This is a genomic window from Pseudomonas sp. MM213 (assembly GCF_020423045.1).
Classification (GTDB): domain Bacteria; phylum Pseudomonadota; class Gammaproteobacteria; order Pseudomonadales; family Pseudomonadaceae; genus Aquipseudomonas; species Aquipseudomonas migulae.
The window spans coordinates 3,246,396-3,264,604 of sequence record NZ_CP081943.1 but is presented as its reverse complement, the minus strand read 5'-3'; the positions used below and the strand labels follow the sequence as shown (position 1 = coordinate 3,264,604).

Here is an 18,209-nt window from a genome sequence, read left to right as displayed (position 1 = left end):
TGTAAGTCGGTAGCAGGCTATTCGATAGCCTCATACGGAAGTCCGACGTAATTTTCTGCAATGGTTTTCCGACCCGCTTCGGAGCTGACGAAGTAGTCCAGCTCCGACGCGCTGATGCGCTGACTGAACCCGTCGTGATCGTCAAAGCGGTGCAACATCGAGGTCATCCACCAGGAAAATCGCTCGGCTTTCCAGACCCTGCGCAGGCAGACTTCGGAGTATTTCTCCAGCAAGTCGACACGGCCTTCGCGGTAAACCTTCAGCAGGATATTGAACAACGTACTGACGTCGCTGGCCGCCAGGTTCAGGCCTTTGGCGCCGGTCGGCGGGACGATGTGCGCGGCGTCGCCGACCAGAAACATCCGCCCGTATTGCATCGGTTCGACCACGAAACTGCGCAACGGCGCGATGCTTTTTTCGATGGACGGCCCGGTCACCAAAGACTCGGCCAGCGCAGCAGGCAGCCGGGATTTGAGCTCATCCCAGAAGCGTTGATCGGACCAATTCTCGACAGCCTCGTCGGCAGGGACCTGAAGGTAATACCGGGTGCGAGTCGCCGAGCGCATGCTGCACAGGGCAAAACCGCGTTCGTGACGGGCGTAGACCAACTCATCGTGAACCGGTGGTGTGTTGGCAAGAATCCCCAGCCAGCCGAACGGATAAACCCGTTCGAACACCTTCAGGTTGTCGGCGGGAATCGATTGCCGCGCTACACCATGGAAACCGTCGCAACCGGCGATGTAGTCGCAATCGAGCCGATACGCTTCGCCGTCCTTTTCGAACGTCACGAACGCTTCATCGGTTTTCATGCCGTGAGGCACGACGTTGCCGGCTTCATAGATCGTCTGCGCGCCGGCCTCCCGACGAGCGGCCATCAGGTCGCGAGTGACTTCGGTTTGCCCGTAGATCATCACGGTTTTGCCCCCGGTCAGGGCGTGCAGATCGATGTGCACCTGGCGCCCGTCGAGGGCCAGTTCGAAGCCGCCGTGAACCAGTCCTTCGGCGTCCATGCGCTGGCCAACGCCGGCCTGACGCAGCAGCTCTACCATGCCTTGTTCGAGGACACCGGCACGGATTCGCCCGAGCACATAGTCCGGGGTCTGGCGTTCGAGAATGAGGGTGTCGATACCGGCGTTGTGCAGCAATTGGCCGAGCAGCAAACCGGAGGGGCCGGCGCCAATGATGGCGACTTGGGTTTTCAGTGTTTTCATTGTTTTTATGACTCGCAAGCTCCACACGACCTGCGTCGGTGAATTATTTTTATGGATCGAGTGCTTGCATTTTTCACTTGCGGGTCTGTCAATTGAAGGTGAAAACTGAGCCGATAGCTGTACTTTCTGCCAATCGGTGCGATTATCGCCCGTCACTTCCCGAGGCCTGGATTGAAGTTATGAACAAGCCTGCCCTGCCTTCGATACCGGTGTTCAAGCTCTACGGTGAAAGCCTGGACTGGCCGACCCCGGACTTGCTGCACTGTGAAACCATTTCCAAACGCAGCCGCGAACACCAGTGGGAAATCAAACCCCATCGCCACGCCGATTTATGCCAATTACTCTTCGTGTTCAAAGGTCAGGCAGAGCTTGAAATCGAAGGCAAGCGTACGCAATTGGGCGAACCGGCGATCCTGGTTCTGCCGCCGTTATCGGTGCACGGTTATCGTTTTTCCGAGGATGTCGAAGGCTTTGTCGTGACCCTCGCCGCGCCGCTGGTCGCCCATCTTCAGGCGCAATTGGGCAACTCGGTGAATGCCCTGGCCCAGGCCGAAAGTTATCCGGCCGGCAACGACAGCGAGTACCTCAACAGCCTGTTTTCTGCGCTGCAAACCGAATACACCGGTCATCAACCGGCCCGGGAAATGCTCATGCATTCGCTGGTCAGCGTGATCATGGTGTGGGTCAGCCGGCAGGCGTTGCAGCGTCGCTCGGCCAGTCAGCGTCCGCAGCGTGCGCGGGAATACCTCAACGGGTTTATCCAACTGGTGGAAGAGACGTATCGCCAGCACGTCAAGGTCGAAGACCTGGCGCATCGGCTGGGGATTTCGGTGTCGCACCTCAACGGCACGTGCCGTGAATTGGCGGGACAACCGGCGTTGCAGATCATGCACGAGCGGCAATTGCTGGAGGCCAAGCGTTTGCTGACCTACACCAGCATGACCATTTATGAAATGTCCGATGTGTTGGGGTTTTCCGATCCGACCAACTTCACGCGCCTGTTCCGGCGTCGTGTGGGGATCTCACCCAAGGCGTTCCGCGACCGCTTGAAGGCCGATCAGGACAACGAGGCCTGATCCCCTTCATCACCGGAGGGCGTTGAGGGTCGCGTTGTGGGGAATGCAGCGCTCGAAGTTGCAGCTCGCGTACTCACGGGGCAGGTTTCGCAATTGCTCAACGCGCCACGCCGCGGTGCCGTACAGCGCCAGCGTCACCGCGCAGGTGATGAAAATGGCGAGGTATCTTCTTGTTTTCGTGTTCATGGCGTTGACCTCTGAACGAATACCCTTCGGTACTAAGTTCAGCATAGGTCAGCGGCAGTGAGTTGCCAGTTAAGCGGCTTTCAGAACGCTGATGCCCCTGTAGGAGCCGGCTTGCTGGCGATAGCGGTGGGCCAGTCAACCAGTTTATTGACTGGACGGACGCCATCGCCAGCAAGCCGGCTCCTACAGGGGAACGTATTCACAAGCCGGCATCCCACTCTGGTTCTTCCGGAAACCGCAGCACCAGAAAATCCAGCACGCTGCGCAATGCCGCCGGCATGTGTTTGCGTGAGGCATACACCGCGTAGATGTTCATCTGGCGCGGTTCGGCCTGGGGCAGCAGGCGGATCAGTTCGCCGCTGTGGATATGCACACCCGCCTGATAACTCGGCAGCATCGCCACCCCGGCGCCAGCGATTGTTGCGCGCAGCAGGGTGCTCGCTTCGTTGGCGCTGATGTTGCCCTGCACCGGCACCGAGACCGGTTCGCCGTCCTGCTCGAAATGCCACAGGCTTTTGCCGAAGTAGGAGTGGGTCAGGCAGTTGTGCTGGCTCAGGTCTTCCACCCGCATTGGCGTCGGGTGCTCCTGCAGGTAAGCGGGGGCGGCGCAGATCACCGAGCGGCAGACCGTCAGCCGTCGCGCAATGAGGTTCGGGTCCAGGTCATTGCTGGTCCGAATCGCCAGATCGATGCGCTCATCCACCAGGTTCACCGTGCGGTCGAGCATCTGCAGGTCGATGCTGACGCCGGGGTAACGTTTGACGTAGGCGGCCATCGCATCCGCCAATTGCGCCTGGCCGAACGAGGTGCTGACGCTGATCCGCAGCAGGCCCCGCGGCGCATCGTCCGGCTCGCTGACGGCGGCCTGCATGTCCGTGGACAGGTCGAGCATCTGCCGACAGCGCGGCAGGATTTCACTGCCGGCGGCGGTCAGGCTCAATTTACGCGTGGTGCGATGCATCAGGCGCGCGCCGACCCAGTCTTCCAGTTCCGCCAGATACCGCGAAACCACCGGCCGCGACAGGTCCAGGTGATCGGCGGCGGCCGACTGGCTGCCGAGGTCGACCACCGTGACGAATACGCGCATTGCTTGTAGACGATCCATGATTTGCCCGCTTTCAGAAACAAACTATGTCTAAGCATCGCATTTTTTGTAACGAATAAGGCAACTAAGCTCTGTCCATATTCTGTAGGAGCCGGCTTGCTGCGGGCGGTGTTGATAACGCGTAGTTCCTGGATAAACGCGGCGTCTTCAAATCCATCGCCAGCAAGCCGGCTCCTACACAAAGGGCGTCTATCAAACAACGGAGCAACAGATGATCGGTTTCAACCTCAAGCGTATTTTGCTGGCCACGGCCACCCTCGGTTTCGCGGCCCACGCGGCGGCATCGACGCTGACGCTGGATGTTTACAACCCCGGCGAGAAAGCGATCTTCCCGGTGACGTCGGTGCTGGTCAGCGGCGAGAAAGACGCGATTCTGGTGGACGCGCAATTCGGCAAATCCCAGGCCGAGCAAGTGGTGGAAAAAATCCGCGCCAGCGGCAAGCAACTGACCACCATCTACATTAGTCACGGTGACCCGGATTACTACTTCGGCCTCGACACCCTGACCGCCGCGTTCCCCAACGCCAAGGTGCTCGCTTCGCAACCGACCGTGGACCACATCAAGCAAACCGTCGACGGCAAACTGGCGTTCTGGGGGCCGAAAATGGGGGCCGACGTGCCGGCCAAAACCATCGTGCCGGACGTACTCAAGGGTGACAGCCTGATGCTCGAAGGGCAGAAGTTGCAGGTGGTGGGTCTTGAGGGCAAACAACCGGATCGCACTTTTGTGTGGATCCCGTCGATCAAGGCGGTGGTCGGTGGCGTGGTCGTCGCAGAAAACATTCACGTATGGATGGCCGATACCCAAACCGCGCAGTCCCACGCTGACTGGCTGGCTACGCTGCACTCCATCGAAACCCTGAAACCGCACACCCTCGTGCCGGGTCACTACCTTGGCAAAAGTGCCCGCTCCCTGGCCGCCGTGCAGTTCACCGCGGATTACATCAAAGCCTTCGACGAAGAAACCGCCAAGGCCAAAGACGCCGCCGCGCTGATCGCCGCGATGAAAAAACGCTACCCGAAACTGGGCGAAGAAAGCTCGCTGGAGCTGAGCGCCAAAGTCGCCAAGGGCGAGATGAAGTGGTAACCCGATTCACCCACTCACACTGATCCACACTGGAGAACGTCATGAGCAACATCGCAATCATCGGTGCCACCGGCCGTGCCGGCAGCCAACTGTTGGAAGAAGCCCTGCGTCGTGGTCATAGCGTTACGGCCATCGCGCGCGATACGTCGAAAATCGGCCAGCGTGCCGGGGTGGTCAGCAAGAATGTCGACGTGCTGGATGGCGACGCCTTGCAAGCCGCTGTGACGGGGCATGATGTGGTCATCAGCGCGGCACATTTCGCCACGATTCCCGCCGCTGCCGTTGTGGCGCCGGTGAAGAAGGCCGGGGTGAAACGTCTGCTGGTGGTGGGCGGTGCCGGTTCGCTGTTGCTGCCGGACGGCACCCGCGTCATCGACAGCGAAGGCTTCCCGGCGGAATACAAGGCAGAGGCCAGCGCCGGTGCGTTGTTTCTCGAAAACCTGCGCAAGGAACAGGAACTGGACTGGACCTTCCTGTCGCCCTCGGCGGAGTTTGTCGAAGGCGAGCGTACTGGGAAATCCCGGATCGGCAAGGATGATTTGCTAGTGAGTAGTGAAGGGCGTAGCTGGATTACGTTTGCTGATTATGCGATTGCGATGATCGATGAAGTGGAAGCGCCGAAGCACTCTCGGCAGCGGTTCACAGTTGGGTATTGATAGCGTGGCTTAAACCTTCGCCGGCAAGCCGGCTCCTACAGGGATTTGCCCTTGTAGGAGCCGGCTTGCCGGCGATGCTTTTGGGCCTTCACCGACTCTGCGCCTGCTCCACCAACCAACCCATCAATTCGCGCAACTTCGGCGAAGGTGCAGGTTTCTCCGGGAATACCAGGTAATACGCCAACCCGGTTTTTACCTTCAATTCAAACGGCATGACCAGCCGCCCGGCACTCAGGTCATCGCCAATCAACGACCAATCGCCAATCGCAACACCTGTCCCCTGAGACGCCATCGACATCGCCAGGTCCAGGGTTTCGAAATGCTGACCCTTGCTGACATTGCTCAGTTGAAGATCCGCCGCTTTCAGCCAGGCATTCCAGTCGCGCTCATCCCGCGTCGGGTGCAGCAGCAAGTGCTGTTGCAGATCCGCCGGTGACTGCAAGGCCTGTGGCCCTTCCAGCATCGGTCGCGAACACACCGGCGTCAGTTGCTCGTCGAACAGCAGATAAGACGTCAGCGCGTTGTCCGGCGGCGCGCCATACATAACCGCCGCGTCGAATTGCTCGCGATGAAAATCCACGCCGTGCTTGACCGTGGTGGTCAGCTCCACCGGCACATCCGGACGCTCCCGTTGCCACTGCAACAGGCGCGGCAACAACCAGCGCATCACACAGGTCGGCGCCTTGAGTTGCAGGGTTTCGCGCTTCTCGCCGATCTGCTCCACCGCCTCGTCGATCAAGCCGAAAATCTGCTGCACCCGTGGCAGCCACTCCCGTCCTTCAGCCGTCAAATCCAGGCCGCGGGCCTGGCGAATGAACAGCTCATAACCCAAATGTTCTTCCAGCCCGGCGATCTGTCGACTCACCGCGCCCTGGGTGATGAACAGCTGTTCGGCGGCACGGGTGAAGTTGCAGCACTGCGCGGTAATCAGAAAAGTGTGCAGCGCCGGCAGGGGAGGCAATCGTTTCATTGGGATCCAAGGTATGACGTGAGGACATGGCTAGTATGACTTTTTATCCATTGTTGCGGCTACGTGTCGCCCGTTCCAATGAGGCCATCCCTGGACCTGCCCGCTCATCATAAACACTGCGCAGGCCCGGCGTCTCAAACGAACAAAAAGGGCAAAAGACATGGCGACGTGCGGCGAAGTATTGGTCAAGTTACTCGAAGATTACGGGGTTGAGCAGGTGTTCGGCATCCCTGGGGTTCACACCGTGGAGCTGTATCGCGGGCTGGCCCGTTCGAGCATCAACCACGTCACTCCGCGTCACGAACAGGGTGCCGGTTTCATGGCCGACGGTTATGCACGCACCAGCGGCAAACCGGGTGTGTGCTTCATCATCACCGGCCCGGGCATGACCAACATCACCACCGCCATGGGCCAGGCCTACGCCGATTCGATCCCGATGCTGGTGATCTCCAGCGTGCAGACCCGCAGCCAGTTGGGCGGTGGTCGCGGCAAGCTCCACGAGCTGCCGAACCAGAGCGCATTGGTCGGCGGCGTGGCGGCGTTCTCCCACACCCTGATGTCGGCGTCCGAACTGCCGGGCGTGTTGGCCCGCGCTTTCGCGCTGTTCCAGGCCGGTCGTCCGCGTCCTGTTCACATCGAAATCCCACTGGACGTTCTGGTTGAAGAAGCCGACGACTTGCTCAGCAGCCTGCCGGTCAACATCGACCGCGCCGGTGCTTCGCCAAGCGCGATCAGCCGCATGACCGAACTGCTCGCCGGCGCCAAGCGCCCACTGATTCTCGCCGGTGGCGGTGCTATCGATGCCGCTGCGGAATTGACTGAACTGGCTGAATTGTTGGACGCGCCAGTCGCGCTGACCATCAACGCCAAAGGCATGCTCGAGTCCGGCCATCCGCTGTTGATCGGTTCGACCCAGAGCCTGGTCGCGACTCGCGCCCTGGTTGCCGAGGCCGATGTGGTGCTGGCCATCGGCACCGAGCTGGCCGAGACCGACTACGACGTCACTTTCGCCGGTGGTTTCGAAATTCCCGGCAAGCTGCTGCGCGTTGATATCGACCCGGATCAGACCGTGCGCAACTACCCGCCGCACATCGCACTGGTAGCCGATTCGCGCAACGCTGCCCAAGCCTTGCTGAGCGCGCTGTCCCACAAATCGCTGGCCGAGCGCCGCAACGATTGGGGCCAGGTCCGCGCCGCACGTCTGCGCGAAGACCTCGCCGCCACCTGGGACGCGCCGACACTGGCCCAGACCCGTTTCCTCGAAACCGTCCTGCACGAATTGCCGAACGCGGTGTTCGTCGGTGACTCGACCCAACCGGTGTACACCGGCAACCTGACCTTCAACCCGGAGCGCCCGCGCCGCTGGTTCAACTCGTCCACCGGCTACGGCACCCTCGGTTACGCCTTGCCGGCAGCGATTGGCGCCTGGCTCGGCGGTAGCGTTGAAAACGGCACGCGTCCTCCAGTGGTGTGCCTGATCGGCGACGGCGGCCTGCAATTCACCCTGCCGGAACTGGCCAGCGCCGTTGAAGCGCGTACCCCGGTGATCGTCCTGCTGTGGAACAACCAGGGCTACGAAGAGATCAAGAAATACATGGTCAACCGCGCCATCGAGCCGGTCGGCGTAGACATCTACACCCCGGATTTCATCGGTGTCGCCAAGGCATTGGGCTGTGCGGCTGAAGCGGTCAACGGTGTTGAACAACTGCGCAGCGCCTTGCGTGTAGCCACCGATCGCCAAGGCCCGACCCTGATTGAAATCGATCAGACTCTGTGGATGCAGGCGGTGTCGAAATGACTTTCCCCACCACTCTTGATGGTCTGTTCATCGACGGTAAATGGTCGGCGGGCAGCGAACACCTGCGCGTGATCAACCCGGCCACCGAAGCGCTGCTGACCACCGTGAATGGCGGTGATGCACATTCCGTCGATCAAGCCGCAAACGCAGCCACCGAAGCCTTCAAGGCCTGGTCACAAACCACCGGCGCCGAACGCGGTGCCATCCTGCGCAAAATCGCTGCGGGCGTGCAGGCCGGTCGCGACAAGTTGATGCACTTGCAGTCGAGCAACAACGGCAAACCGTTGTTCGAAGCGGCCATCGACGTCGATGACGTGATCGCTACGTTCGAGTACTACGCAGGCCTGGCCGAAGGCCTGGACGCCAAACAGGACAGCAACGTCGAGCTGCCCACCGACGACTTCAGCGCCCGTGTGCGCCGTGAGCCGTGTGGTGTGGTCGGCCTGATCGTGCCGTGGAATTTTCCGATGGTTACCACCGCCTGGAAACTCGCCCCGGCCCTGGCCGCCGGTTGCTGCGTGGTGCTCAAGCCTTCCGAAGTGACGCCGCTGCCGGAGCTGGAACTGGCGGCGATCATCGCCGAGGCCGGTTTGCCGAAGGGCGTGTTCAACGTGGTCTGCGGCACCGGTCTGGCGGTCGGCGCGCCGATGTCGGCGGACCCGCGCATCGCCAAGATTTCCTTCACCGGCAGCAACGCGGTCGGCGTGCAGGTGATGCAACGCGCGGCAGAAACCGTGAAGGGCGTGAGCCTGGAACTGGGCGGCAAATCCTCGCTGCTGGTGCTGGCCGATGCCGACATTGAACTGGCCGTGGAAGTGGCCTGTGGCGGTGGTTTTTTCAACGCCGGGCAGATGTGTTCCGCCACCAGCCGCGTGCTGGTCGCCGATGAACTGGCCGACGAATTCCTCCTGCGCCTGAAGGCGCGTACTGAAGCCATCCGCGTGGCCGACCCGTTCGACCCGAACGTGGAAATGGGCGCACTGGTCAATCAGGCGCAATACCAACGTGTGCTCGGCCACATCGATCGCGGTTTGAGTGCTGGCGCCAAGCTGATCTGCGGCGGCAATCGCCCCGCAGACTTGCCGCGCGGTTATTTTTTGCAGCCGACGATTTTCACCGAAGTGCCCCTCGACAGTGCGCTGTGGTGTGAAGAGATTTTCGGCCCGGTGATCTGCGTGCGCAGTTTCGCCACCGAAGCCGAGGCGATTGCCCTGGCCAACGACAGCCAGTTCGGCCTGGTGGCCAGCGTGGTGACGCGCAACGCCGAGGCGGCGGATCGGGTTGCCAACGCCTTGCAGGCGGGGCTTGTGTGGATCAACGCGCCGCAAGTGATCTTCCCGCAGACCGCGTGGGGCGGCTACAAGCAGAGCAGCATCGGCCGCGAATTGGGGCCATGGGGCTTGCAGGCTTTCCAGGAAATCAAACACGTGATTCGCGCCGTCTGACGGCACGAAAAAGGTGAGCGCATGCCTTCAAAGGAGGCATGCGCTGGCGTCATGGCTTCAATGAATTTTTATCGATAGTCAGGTGTTTTACACGACCTCAGGATGAACTCACTGGTTCAGCCAAGCCCCCGAAAATACGGGGGATAACACTGATCCGGCCGCGCGGATGCAACAGTTTCGACCTGCCTTATACCTACAAAAACAAAGGGAGTCCGTAATGGGCGAGCATGATCTGAACAGACGTCAATTCATCAAAACCGTAGGCGTGGCCTCGGTTGCCGCGGCAGCCATGAGCTTGCCCTTCGTCAAGGCCAATGCCAGCGACACGCGCTTTCAGGGCAAGACCCTGCGCCTGCTGACCTGGTCCGATGACACAGGCCTGGCCGCACTGCGCAACATCGCCGCAACGTTCGAAGACAAGTACGGCTGCAAGGTCATCGCTGACCGCACCGGCAGTACTTCGGAAATGGTCGCCAAACTCAAGGCCGGCGGTGATCGTCCGCAATACGACATCATCACCCTGGCGGGCGTTGGCGCCGAAGGTCTGGCCGCCGCCAACCTGCTGGAAAAACCCGACCTCAATCGCATCCCCAACCTGGTGGATGTCCCGGAGAAATACCGCACCGGCGCCAATGGCCACGGGATCGGTTACCTGCTCTGGTGCAACAGCCTGGTCTACAGCACCCGTACCATCAAGGAAGCACCGGACAGTTACGCCGCCCTGTGGGACGCCGAGCTGTCGCCGAACATCTTCCTGCCGCCGCCGAACTGGACCGAAGCGATGGACCTGATCATCATCGCCGCCAAACTGGCCGGTGGTGACGAACACAACATCGAACCCGGCTTCAAGAAACTCGCCGAGCTGAAGGATCGCGTGGTGACCCTGGGTGAAAACCCGAACCAGATCGCCGAGCTGTTCCGCACCGGTTCCCTGGACATGGGCGGCTTGTACGCACCGGCCTTCTTCCCGAAACAGATCCGCGATCCGGCCTACGGCCTGGGCGCCACGTTCGGCATGAAAGAAGGTTTCTACACCGACCTGATGCTGTCGGTGATGCCGAAAAACCGTCCGGGCGATACCGACCTGACCTACGCGTTCATCAACCACTCTCTGGACCCGCTGGTGCAGGGCAAGATGGCTGAGGACATTTACAACGGCCCGGTCAACGCCAAGGCGATCATCTCCGCCGAAGCGCGCAAGAGCCCGTACATCCTCACGCCGGAGCAGATCGCCGAGAAGGCGATCATGCACGACAACGCCTTCCTGGCCTCCGTGCATGACCAATGGATTCGTCGCTACACGGAAATCTTTTCTTCCTGATCGAGTGTCGAACACAGGTTCTTCAATCACTGAAGATCCCCTGTGGGAGCGAGCCTGCTCGCGATAGCTGACTGACATTCACCGTTAATGTCGACTGATACACCGCTATCGCGAGCAGGCTCACTCCTACAAGGGGCCGGGGTGGCCTGAGGTCTTGTGTTTGCCAGCTGCTTTCCATTGACGAGACCCTTGCTATGGAACACCAACCTCTGACTCATCCGGTCGATGCAGCTCCTGTGCGCGCCAATCGGGGTGTTTCGCCGACGACCCGCGCCTGGTTTTTTCTGACGCCGTCGATGCTGTTTCTCGGCGTGCTGATTGCCGCCAGCCTGCTGGTGCTGCGCATGAGCGTCGGCACCAAAGGCGCGGAATGGACCGGGTTCAGCCTGGCCAGCTACGCCCAATTGCTGGAACCGTATTACCTCAAATCCTTGCTGCTGACCTTGCGCCTGGCGCTGATCAGCGCAGTAATCGCCGTGGTGCTGGCGATCCCGGTGGCCTACACCATGTCGCGCCTGACGTCGCCGTTTGTGCGCAGGATCTTCCTCGCTGCGGTGCTGCTGCCATTGCTGGTCAACCTGCTGCTGCAAAGCTACGGCTGGCTGGTGATTCTCGGCCCGGGCGGCATGCTCAATCAGGCACTGATGGGCCTGGGCCTGATCAAGCGCCCGATCATGCTGCTGTACAACCAGAACGGCGTGTTGATGGGCCTGGTGCAAACCGCGTTCCCGTTGGCCGTGCTGCCGATTGCCAGCGCCATGCGCGGCGTCGCCCGCACTTACGAAGAGGCCGCCGCCACCCTGGGCGCCAGTCGCTTTCAGGTGTTCCGCCAGGTGGTTCTGCCGATGAGTTTTCCGGGGATCATCACCGGCGCGACACTGGTTTTCGCTTACAACGCCAGCAGCTTCGTGGTGCCGTTGTTGCTGGGTGGCCGACGCGTGCCGATGCTGGCGGTGATGGTCCATGACCAGATCGCCCCGCTGATGAACTGGCCCGCCGCGTCCGCCGCCGGTGTGGTGCTGATTGTCACCACGCTCGCGATCATGACTTTGTCCGAATACATCACTGGCCGTCGTCGGCGCATGCTGGAGGCTTCGCAATGAGCTCTGTGATCAAGAAGCGTTATTCGCTGCTGCCAGGCGAAACCGGCAAGTTTGCCGGCATCCTCTCGGGGTTCATTCTGCTGCTGGCGGTGTTGCCGATCCTGACCATGATCGTCATGTCGTTCAGCGGTGCGTCGAACCTCGACTTCCCGCCGAGCAGCTACAGCCTGCAATGGTACAAGGCCGCCTGGCACACCTTCGTGTCGCCGGACGCGAGTGATGTGCTGAGCCTCGGCAAAGCCATGACCACCAGCCTGATGGTGTCGTGCCTGACCATGGTCTTCGCCACGATCATCGCGGTGCCGGCGGCTTATGCGCTGACCCGTTGCGAGTTCCGCGGCAAGGCGGTGGCGCTGCAACTGATGTCGCTGCCGCTGGTGTTTCCGATGGTGGTATTGGGCCTGGCATTGCTGCTGGTGTTCGACAGCCTGCCGTTCCAGATGACCACCTCGCGGCTGGTGATCGCCCACGTGATCCTGGCGCTGCCGTTTGTGGTGAAAAACTGCACGGCGGCAATGCTGTCCATCGGCAGCGAAGTCGAAGAGGCCGCGCAAATGCTCGGTGCTTCGCCAACGCGGGCGATCATCGATGTGGTGGTGCCGCTGATGAAGTCGGGGATTCTGGCGGGGATGCTGCTGGCGTTCATCGTCTCGTTCAACGAATTCACCGTGACCTATTTCCTTTACACCATCGACGTGATGACCGTGCCGATCTGGATGTACAGCCGCACCGTGTCGTCGCTCGACCCTACCGTATTTTCGTTTGCCGTGCTGATCGTGCTGATCGACTTCGTCCTGATCTGGGCGTTGGAGAAGCTGGTCGGTGAAGGTGGCGTTTCGTTCTGATTCTTGAGGTGATTCATATGTCTGGTCTGATTCTGGAAAACGTCGAGAAACATTACGGCTCGGCCTGCGCGGTAAAGGATGTGAACCTGCATTTGCCGGAAGGCAAGCTGGTGTGTTTCCTCGGCCCTTCGGGCTGCGGTAAAACCACCTTGCTGCGGATGATTGCCGGCCTCGAAACCCTGACCGGCGGCGAGATTCGCCTGGACGGTGAAGACATCGGCCAAACCCCGGCGCATCTGCGTAATTTCGGCATGGTGTTTCAATCGTTGGCGCTGTTTCCGCACATGACCGTTGGGGAAAACATCGCCTATCCGCTGAAATTGCGCGGGGTCAGCAAGGCTGATCAGCACAAGCGCGTAGTGGAATTGCTGGAACTGATCCAGTTGCAGGAAATGATTGACCGCCCGGTGGCGAAACTGTCTGGCGGTCAACGTCAGCGCGTGGCGATTGCCCGGGCGATTGCCAACCACCCGAAAATCCTCCTGCTGGACGAACCGCTGTCGGCGCTGGACGCCAAGCTGCGTGAGTCGATGCAGGTAGAAATCCGTCAACTGCAACAACGCCTGAACATCACCACCATCATGGTCACCCACGACCAGCGTGAGGCGATGACCATGGCCGATATCGTCGTGGTGCTGGGTGAGCATCGCGTGCAGCAAGTGGGCACGCCGATCGAGATCTATCGTCATCCGGCCAACGAGTTTGTCGCGGACTTCATCGGTTCGGGCAACATCTTCCCGGCGACCGCGCTGGGTAACGGCCAGGTCAGCCTGCCGGGGGGCGATGCGCTGCAAGTGCCGATCTGCACGAGCATTGCGGCGGGAGAGAGGGTCAAGATGCTGATCCGCCCTGAGGACCTGCAACTGTCGCATCCGCAGGCGACGGCGGGGAATCGCTTGTTGGGCACCGTGACGTTCGTGCGAGACATCGGCGCGACGATCGAGACGACCGTGGAGTGTTCCGGGGTGTCGTTTACCGCGTTGAGCACGCCGTGCCAGGGGGTCGGGTTGAGCATTGGCAACCCGGTGTCGGTGACGTTGCCGGCCGAGGCTTGCCGAGTACTCGGCGCGTAAAAAGCGCACCCCTTGTAGGAGCGAGGCTTGCCCGCGAAGAACGATAACGCGGTCATTCAGATATGACCGCGGTGACCCCTTCGCGGGCAAGTCGGATCGCCGCCCGCTCGCTCCTACAGGTGTGCGGTTGAATTCGGCTAAACCGTCAACCGCAACCGCGCCAAATCCCGCAGCGGCGGCGCCCCGAACAACCGGCTGTACTCCCGGCTGAACTGCGACGGGCTTTCATATCCGACGCGATACCCCGCCGCCGACGCTTCCAGCCCTTCGGCCAGCATCAACCGCCGCGCTTCCTGCAAGCGCAGTTGCTTCTGATACTGCAACGGACTCATCGCCGTCATCGCCTTGAACCGGTGATGCAAGGTCGACACGCTCAGATTCACTTCCTTGGCCAGATCATCAATGCGCAGCGGTTGCTCATAATTGCCGTTGAGCCATTTGATCGCCTGGCTGATGCGGTGGCTCTGGCTGTTGGCAATCGCGATCTCATACAAGCGATGGCCCTGCTGACTGCGCAACAACCGATAGAGAATCTCCCGACGAATCAACGGTGCGAGCATGGCGATGTCTTTCGGTGTGTCCAGCAATCGCGCCAGGCGCAACACGGCATCGAGCATCGCGGTGTCGATCCGTTCGACATACAAACCGCGACCGGTGGGGCGGGTCGGCACGCCCAAAGGACCGGCGTCGGCAATCAACGCGGTGATTTCCGCCGGATCAATGTCCAGCCGCACCGAGAGGATCGGTTCTTCAGAGGTGACGTTCACTATCCGCCCGCTCAGGGGCATGGAGACCGACACCACCAGGTAATTCAGCGGGTCGTAATTGAAGTATTCGTCGGCCAGTCTGACCTCTTTGCGCCCCTGCGCCATGATGCACAACGCCGGTTGCGCCAGCACCGGGGCGAATTCATGGGACTGGCTGTGTTTGCCCATGAACAGCGAGGCGACGGCAGTGGCATAAGTGCCATCCTCCATCGTGTTGCGACGGATGATGGCGGCCAGTTCCGCGCGCTGTTTCTCCATGTCGGCGTCCAGCGGGGCTTGAAAGTGATCGAGCGACGACATGCAGGGCATCCTCGGCGAAGCAATGGGAATGAGCTGAGCTTAAATTTGTGCAAGGCACAGCGGTAGACACATCCTGCGAAAAGCTTGCCTGATTCTGCACGGGGTTGAAGAGGTGTGCTGCCAGGGCAGTCCGTGGCAGGGAAAACTTGCTCGAACCTCGTGTTTCAGACCTGTGACAGTATTCACACATTGTTACAGGTACCGAATGCAGCCTCGCAGGATTGTGCAACAAGCCGGCAGGAATCGACTAACGGGGCGGCGTGCAGGGGCTTAATCTTGGATCCTGTCGCAGCCCGTCCCACGGCTGCCACTCGAGTACCTGGGAGGGTTGAACATGTCTAAGCAGATCCCCGTCAGTCATATGGCCTTCGTCCGGGCCCGCGCCGGGTGTTCGGCGGAACTCGGTGCGCGCCTCAGCGCCTTGATCGAGCCGTCGCGCACCGCGCCTGGCTGCCTGAGTTTTTCCCTGCAGCATTCGCAGTGCGATCCGGAATTGTGGCTGGTGTCCGGTTTCTGGACCCATCAGCAAGCCATGACGGCCTATTTCAGCACGCCGGCCATGGATATTTTCGCTGAGCTGGTGCAAGAGCTGGTGGTCAACAGCCTGGATTTCCATACCTTCAAGGACGTGTCGGCGGCCCAGGCGCAGTGGCAGTCCCGGTCGCGGGTACACAAACTGGCGGGTTGAGGGTTTAATGACGCCATTCTCAATCAGCCAGGATCCGCGACATGGCACGCAAAGCCTTTGAAACCTTCGAAGCCGTATCCGCCGTAGTGCCCCGCGAGGGCGGTTACTATGCGGCGATTGCCACCAAAGCCATCGGTGGCTCGGGCGCACCGCGCTTCAACAAATTGCTGGAAGACCAGACGTTCAAGACCGCCAAAGAAGCGGACGAAGCTGCCGCCCTGCAACTGACGCACCTCAAGGGCGTCGGCGAAGACGGCGAGCTGATCTGGTAATTACCTGACCGCTCCCGGGCGGAACATCTTGAACAAGGCCTCCGGGCCCAGTTGAAAGTAATCCGCTGGTCCGCCACCGCGCAGAATCGGTTCTGCCGCGGCGGTGTCGTACACCCCGTCCTTCAACAGCCATTTGGCGATGTGCACGGCGACCACTTCGCCGAGAATCAGCCAGCTCGGCACCACGTTGCCGTCGGCGCGCTGCAACTGGATGATCTGCGTGACCTTGCACTCGAAGGACACCGGGCTTTCGGCGACCCGTGGCACCTGAATGATTTTCGACGCGACGGGCGTCAGCCCGGACAACTCGAACTCGTTGACCTCCGGCCCGACCATCGCGCAGCTCTGGTTCATCTGCTCGGCCAGCGGCCGGGTTGCCAGGTTCCAGGCGAACTCGCCGGTCTGTTCGATGTTGTTCAGGCTGTCTTTGCGTCCGACGCTGGAAAATCCAATGATTGGTGGAATGTAGTTGAACGCGTTGAAGAAACTGTAGGGCGCCAGGTTCAGGCGGCCGTCGGCATCCTGCGAAGAAATCCAGCCGATGGGGCGCGGGCCGACGATGGCATTGAACGGGTCATGCGGCAGACCGTGGCCGTTGGCGGGTTCGTAGTAGTGGATGTCGTCGGGCATGAAGGGATTCCTGTTGGTGTGGCGTTCATAGTGCAAGGATGCCCCCATAATTTCCAGCGCACGCAATCCCTTGTAGGAGCCGGCTTGCTGGCGATGGTGTGTCAGTCAACATCACTGTGTCTGACACACCATCGCCAGCAAGCCGGCTCCTACAGGGGGATTGTGTTTATTCAATGAAAAATGGGGCAGACCCGCTAAGGTCTGCCCCATTTTTTTGTTGCGCTGACGAGCTTAGTCCGTCTCGATCCGCGAATGTTTGCGGGTGTCTTTCATGGTGATGTACACCAGCAACGACACGGCAATACACGCGGTGACATACCAGTAGTAACCGGTTTCCATGCCAATGCTCTTGAACCACAGCGCGATGTATTCAGCGGTGCCGCCGAAGATCGACACGGTCAGGGCGTACGGCAGGCCAACGCCCAGGGCGCGGATTTCGGTTGGGAACAGCTCGGCTTTCACCACGGCGTTGATCGAGGTGTAGCCGCTGACGATGATCAGCGCCGCCATGATCAGGAAGAACGCGCCCCACCACGACTGGATGGTGTGCAGGGTGGTGAGGATCGGCACGGTGAACAGCGTGCCGAGGATGCCGAAGGCAATCAGGATCGGCCGACGACCGACCTTGTCCGAGAGCCCGCCGATGATCGGTTGCAGGCACATGAACAGGAACAGCGTGGCAGCGGAAATGGTGGTGGAGTCGGAGATGCTCATGCCGACGGTGTTCACCAGGTATTTCTGCATGTACGTGGTGTAGGTGTAGAACGCCAGGGTGCCGCCCATGGTCAGGCCGACCACGGTCATCAGTTCCTTGGGATGGCGCATCAGCGTGCGCATGGCGCTTTCTTTTTTCTCTTTCTTGACCTTGGTGAACGACTCGGTCTCTTCCATGCCACGGCGCAGGTAAAGCGCGACCACGGCACACAGCGCGCCGATGGCGAACGGAATACGCCAGCCCCACGCGTACAGCTCTTCGGTGGTCAGCACTTGTTGCAACACGATCAGCACCGCCAGCGCGATGAGCTGGCCAGAGATCAGGGTCACGTACTGGAAGCTGGAGTAGAAACCGCGACGCTCCTTGGTCGCCATTTCGCTGAGGTAGGTGGCCGAGGTGCCGTATTCGCCACCGACCGACAGGCCTTGCAGCAGACGGGCGAACACCAGCAGGATCGGCGCGCCGATGCCGATGGTTTCATAACCGGGGCTCAGGGCAATCAGCAGCGAGCCGAAGCACATCAGGTACACCGAGGCCATCAATGCGCGTTTACGCCCGGCCTTGTCGGCGTAGAGGCCCATCAGCCAGCCACCGATCGGGCGCATCAGGAAGCCCACGGCGAAGATCGCGGCGGTATTCAGCAATTGTGCGGTGGTGTCGCCTTTGGGGAAAAACGCTTTGGCGAAATACAGGGAGAAGGCGGCATAGACGTACCAGTCGTACCACTCGACCATGTTGCCGACCGAACCGCTGAAGATCGATTTGATACGACTGGCGGTGGTTCTTTCTTTGACCGGCACGGCAGCCGACCCAAGGGGCAGGGCGTTGGAGTTATCCATTGAAGGATCCTTCGTTTAATTGTTTTTGTGGAGCGCGTTTAAACGCAGCCTGCAGGGGCTATAGCAGGAGCTGTGCCAACGGGGGAGGGCCGGTTTAGAGGGGGGTTGAGGTTTGGATGAGC

At 60.7% G+C, this 18,209-nt stretch carries 18 protein-coding genes; 11 read left to right on the top strand and 7 right to left on the bottom strand.

Annotated elements, in window-relative coordinates; genetic code table 11:
• Positions 1-17: 17 nt before the first annotated feature.
• Entirely contained in the window at positions 18-1,211 is a 1,194-nt protein-coding gene (gene pobA / locus K5R88_RS14800) for a 4-hydroxybenzoate 3-monooxygenase (protein ID WP_226300192.1), read from the bottom strand.
• Between the two features lie 179 nt (positions 1,212-1,390).
• On the opposite strand from pobA, the gene K5R88_RS14795 reads away from it, so the two are divergent.
• Positions 1,391-2,287, top strand: a complete 897-nt coding sequence (locus tag K5R88_RS14795) for a helix-turn-helix domain-containing protein (protein WP_008042009.1) — start codon at positions 1,391-1,393, stop codon at positions 2,285-2,287.
• A gap of 9 nt (positions 2,288-2,296) precedes the next feature.
• Here K5R88_RS14795 and K5R88_RS14790 read toward each other — a convergent pair whose 3' ends face one another.
• Both K5R88_RS14790 and K5R88_RS14785 read right to left on the bottom strand, forming a co-directional pair.
• Entirely contained in the window at positions 2,297-2,473 is a 177-nt protein-coding gene (locus K5R88_RS14790; protein ID WP_008034333.1) for a hypothetical protein, read from the bottom strand.
• 199 nt (positions 2,474-2,672) lie between these two features.
• Positions 2,673-3,578 (bottom strand): LysR family transcriptional regulator, encoded by a 906-nt coding sequence (locus K5R88_RS14785; RefSeq protein WP_202949197.1) that lies wholly within the window; start codon positions 3,576-3,578, stop codon positions 2,673-2,675.
• A gap of 211 nt (positions 3,579-3,789) precedes the next feature.
• Here K5R88_RS14785 and K5R88_RS14780 point away from each other — a divergent pair, with 211 nt between their 5' ends.
• Together K5R88_RS14780 and K5R88_RS14775 are read left to right on the top strand one after the other, a co-directional pair.
• Positions 3,790-4,665, top strand: a complete 876-nt coding sequence (locus tag K5R88_RS14780) for an MBL fold metallo-hydrolase (protein WP_008034330.1) — start codon at positions 3,790-3,792, stop codon at positions 4,663-4,665.
• A 41-nt stretch (positions 4,666-4,706) separates the two neighbouring features.
• Entirely contained in the window at positions 4,707-5,321 is a 615-nt protein-coding gene (locus K5R88_RS14775) for an NAD(P)-dependent oxidoreductase (RefSeq protein WP_226300191.1), read from the top strand.
• 88 nt (positions 5,322-5,409) lie between these two features.
• On the opposite strand, the gene K5R88_RS14770 is transcribed toward K5R88_RS14775, so the two are convergent.
• Entirely contained in the window at positions 5,410-6,291 is an 882-nt protein-coding gene (locus tag K5R88_RS14770) for a LysR substrate-binding domain-containing protein (protein WP_008034326.1), read from the bottom strand.
• Between the two features lie 160 nt (positions 6,292-6,451).
• Here K5R88_RS14770 and K5R88_RS14765 point away from each other — a divergent pair, with 160 nt between their 5' ends.
• The 6 genes from K5R88_RS14765 (at position 6,452) to K5R88_RS14740 (ending at position 13,876) form a co-directional block, all read left to right on the top strand.
• Complete coding sequence (locus K5R88_RS14765) at positions 6,452-8,089, top strand: 5-guanidino-2-oxopentanoate decarboxylase (RefSeq protein ID WP_226300190.1); 1,638 nt, start codon at positions 6,452-6,454, stop codon at positions 8,087-8,089.
• Entirely contained in the window at positions 8,086-9,534 is a 1,449-nt protein-coding gene (locus K5R88_RS14760) for an aldehyde dehydrogenase family protein (protein ID WP_226300189.1), read from the top strand. The genes K5R88_RS14765 and K5R88_RS14760 overlap by 4 nt, the downstream gene beginning before the upstream one ends.
• 217 nt (positions 9,535-9,751) lie before the next feature.
• Entirely contained in the window at positions 9,752-10,855 is a 1,104-nt protein-coding gene (locus tag K5R88_RS14755; RefSeq protein WP_008034320.1) for an extracellular solute-binding protein, read from the top strand.
• Between the two features lie 194 nt (positions 10,856-11,049).
• A complete protein-coding gene (locus K5R88_RS14750) occupies positions 11,050-11,958 on the top strand; it encodes an ABC transporter permease (RefSeq protein WP_008034316.1) in 909 nt (302 codons plus the stop codon).
• Entirely contained in the window at positions 11,955-12,803 is an 849-nt protein-coding gene (locus K5R88_RS14745) for an ABC transporter permease (RefSeq protein ID WP_008034315.1), read from the top strand. Before K5R88_RS14750 ends, K5R88_RS14745 begins: the two co-directional genes overlap by 4 nt.
• Before the next feature lie 17 nt (positions 12,804-12,820).
• Positions 12,821-13,876 (top strand): ABC transporter ATP-binding protein, encoded by a 1,056-nt coding sequence (locus tag K5R88_RS14740; protein ID WP_226300188.1) that lies wholly within the window; start codon positions 12,821-12,823, stop codon positions 13,874-13,876.
• A 137-nt stretch (positions 13,877-14,013) separates the two neighbouring features.
• On the opposite strand, the gene K5R88_RS14735 is transcribed toward K5R88_RS14740, so the two are convergent.
• Complete coding sequence (locus K5R88_RS14735; protein WP_192228607.1) at positions 14,014-14,943, bottom strand: AraC family transcriptional regulator; 930 nt, start codon at positions 14,941-14,943, stop codon at positions 14,014-14,016.
• A gap of 334 nt (positions 14,944-15,277) precedes the next feature.
• Between K5R88_RS14735 and K5R88_RS14730 the strand changes: the two genes are divergently transcribed.
• Both K5R88_RS14730 and K5R88_RS14725 read left to right on the top strand, forming a co-directional pair.
• Complete coding sequence (locus tag K5R88_RS14730) at positions 15,278-15,631, top strand: putative quinol monooxygenase (RefSeq protein WP_008034309.1); 354 nt, start codon at positions 15,278-15,280, stop codon at positions 15,629-15,631.
• Positions 15,632-15,672: 41 nt separating this feature from the next.
• Complete coding sequence (locus K5R88_RS14725) at positions 15,673-15,903, top strand: hypothetical protein (protein WP_008034307.1); 231 nt, start codon at positions 15,673-15,675, stop codon at positions 15,901-15,903.
• Here the strand turns inward: K5R88_RS14725 and K5R88_RS14720 are convergent, their stop codons facing one another.
• Entirely contained in the window at positions 15,904-16,533 is a 630-nt protein-coding gene (locus K5R88_RS14720; RefSeq protein ID WP_008041982.1) for a flavin reductase family protein, read from the bottom strand.
• A 231-nt stretch (positions 16,534-16,764) separates the two neighbouring features.
• Complete coding sequence (locus tag K5R88_RS14715) at positions 16,765-18,087, bottom strand: MFS transporter (RefSeq protein ID WP_008041981.1); 1,323 nt, start codon at positions 18,085-18,087, stop codon at positions 16,765-16,767.
• Between the last annotated feature and the right edge of the window lie 122 nt (positions 18,088-18,209).

What these genes read in the sequence shown, in the direction of transcription:
- K5R88_RS14750 (WP_008034316.1), top strand. Translation starts at nt 11,050, where the DNA reads ATGGAACACCAACCTCTGACTCATCCGGTCGATGCAGCTCCTGTGCGC.
- K5R88_RS14790 (WP_008034333.1), bottom strand. Translation starts at nt 2,473, where the DNA reads ATGAACACGAAAACAAGAAGATACCTCGCCATTTTCATCACCTGCGCG.
- K5R88_RS14760 (WP_226300189.1), top strand. Translation starts at nt 8,086, where the DNA reads ATGACTTTCCCCACCACTCTTGATGGTCTGTTCATCGACGGTAAATGG.
- K5R88_RS14775 (WP_226300191.1), top strand. Translation starts at nt 4,707, where the DNA reads ATGAGCAACATCGCAATCATCGGTGCCACCGGCCGTGCCGGCAGCCAA.
- K5R88_RS14770 (WP_008034326.1), bottom strand. Translation starts at nt 6,291, where the DNA reads ATGAAACGATTGCCTCCCCTGCCGGCGCTGCACACTTTTCTGATTACC.
- K5R88_RS14730 (WP_008034309.1), top strand. Translation starts at nt 15,278, where the DNA reads ATGTCTAAGCAGATCCCCGTCAGTCATATGGCCTTCGTCCGGGCCCGC.
- K5R88_RS14715 (WP_008041981.1), bottom strand. Translation starts at nt 18,087, where the DNA reads ATGGATAACTCCAACGCCCTGCCCCTTGGGTCGGCTGCCGTGCCGGTC.
- K5R88_RS14745 (WP_008034315.1), top strand. Translation starts at nt 11,955, where the DNA reads ATGAGCTCTGTGATCAAGAAGCGTTATTCGCTGCTGCCAGGCGAAACC.
- K5R88_RS14765 (WP_226300190.1), top strand. Translation starts at nt 6,452, where the DNA reads ATGGCGACGTGCGGCGAAGTATTGGTCAAGTTACTCGAAGATTACGGG.
- K5R88_RS14795 (WP_008042009.1), top strand. Translation starts at nt 1,391, where the DNA reads ATGAACAAGCCTGCCCTGCCTTCGATACCGGTGTTCAAGCTCTACGGT.
- pobA (WP_226300192.1), bottom strand. Translation starts at nt 1,211, where the DNA reads ATGAAAACACTGAAAACCCAAGTCGCCATCATTGGCGCCGGCCCCTCC.
- K5R88_RS14725 (WP_008034307.1), top strand. Translation starts at nt 15,673, where the DNA reads ATGGCACGCAAAGCCTTTGAAACCTTCGAAGCCGTATCCGCCGTAGTG.
- K5R88_RS14755 (WP_008034320.1), top strand. Translation starts at nt 9,752, where the DNA reads ATGGGCGAGCATGATCTGAACAGACGTCAATTCATCAAAACCGTAGGC.
- K5R88_RS14785 (WP_202949197.1), bottom strand. Translation starts at nt 3,578, where the DNA reads ATGGATCGTCTACAAGCAATGCGCGTATTCGTCACGGTGGTCGACCTC.
- K5R88_RS14720 (WP_008041982.1), bottom strand. Translation starts at nt 16,533, where the DNA reads ATGCCCGACGACATCCACTACTACGAACCCGCCAACGGCCACGGTCTG.
- K5R88_RS14740 (WP_226300188.1), top strand. Translation starts at nt 12,821, where the DNA reads ATGTCTGGTCTGATTCTGGAAAACGTCGAGAAACATTACGGCTCGGCC.
- K5R88_RS14780 (WP_008034330.1), top strand. Translation starts at nt 3,790, where the DNA reads ATGATCGGTTTCAACCTCAAGCGTATTTTGCTGGCCACGGCCACCCTC.
- K5R88_RS14735 (WP_192228607.1), bottom strand. Translation starts at nt 14,943, where the DNA reads ATGTCGTCGCTCGATCACTTTCAAGCCCCGCTGGACGCCGACATGGAG.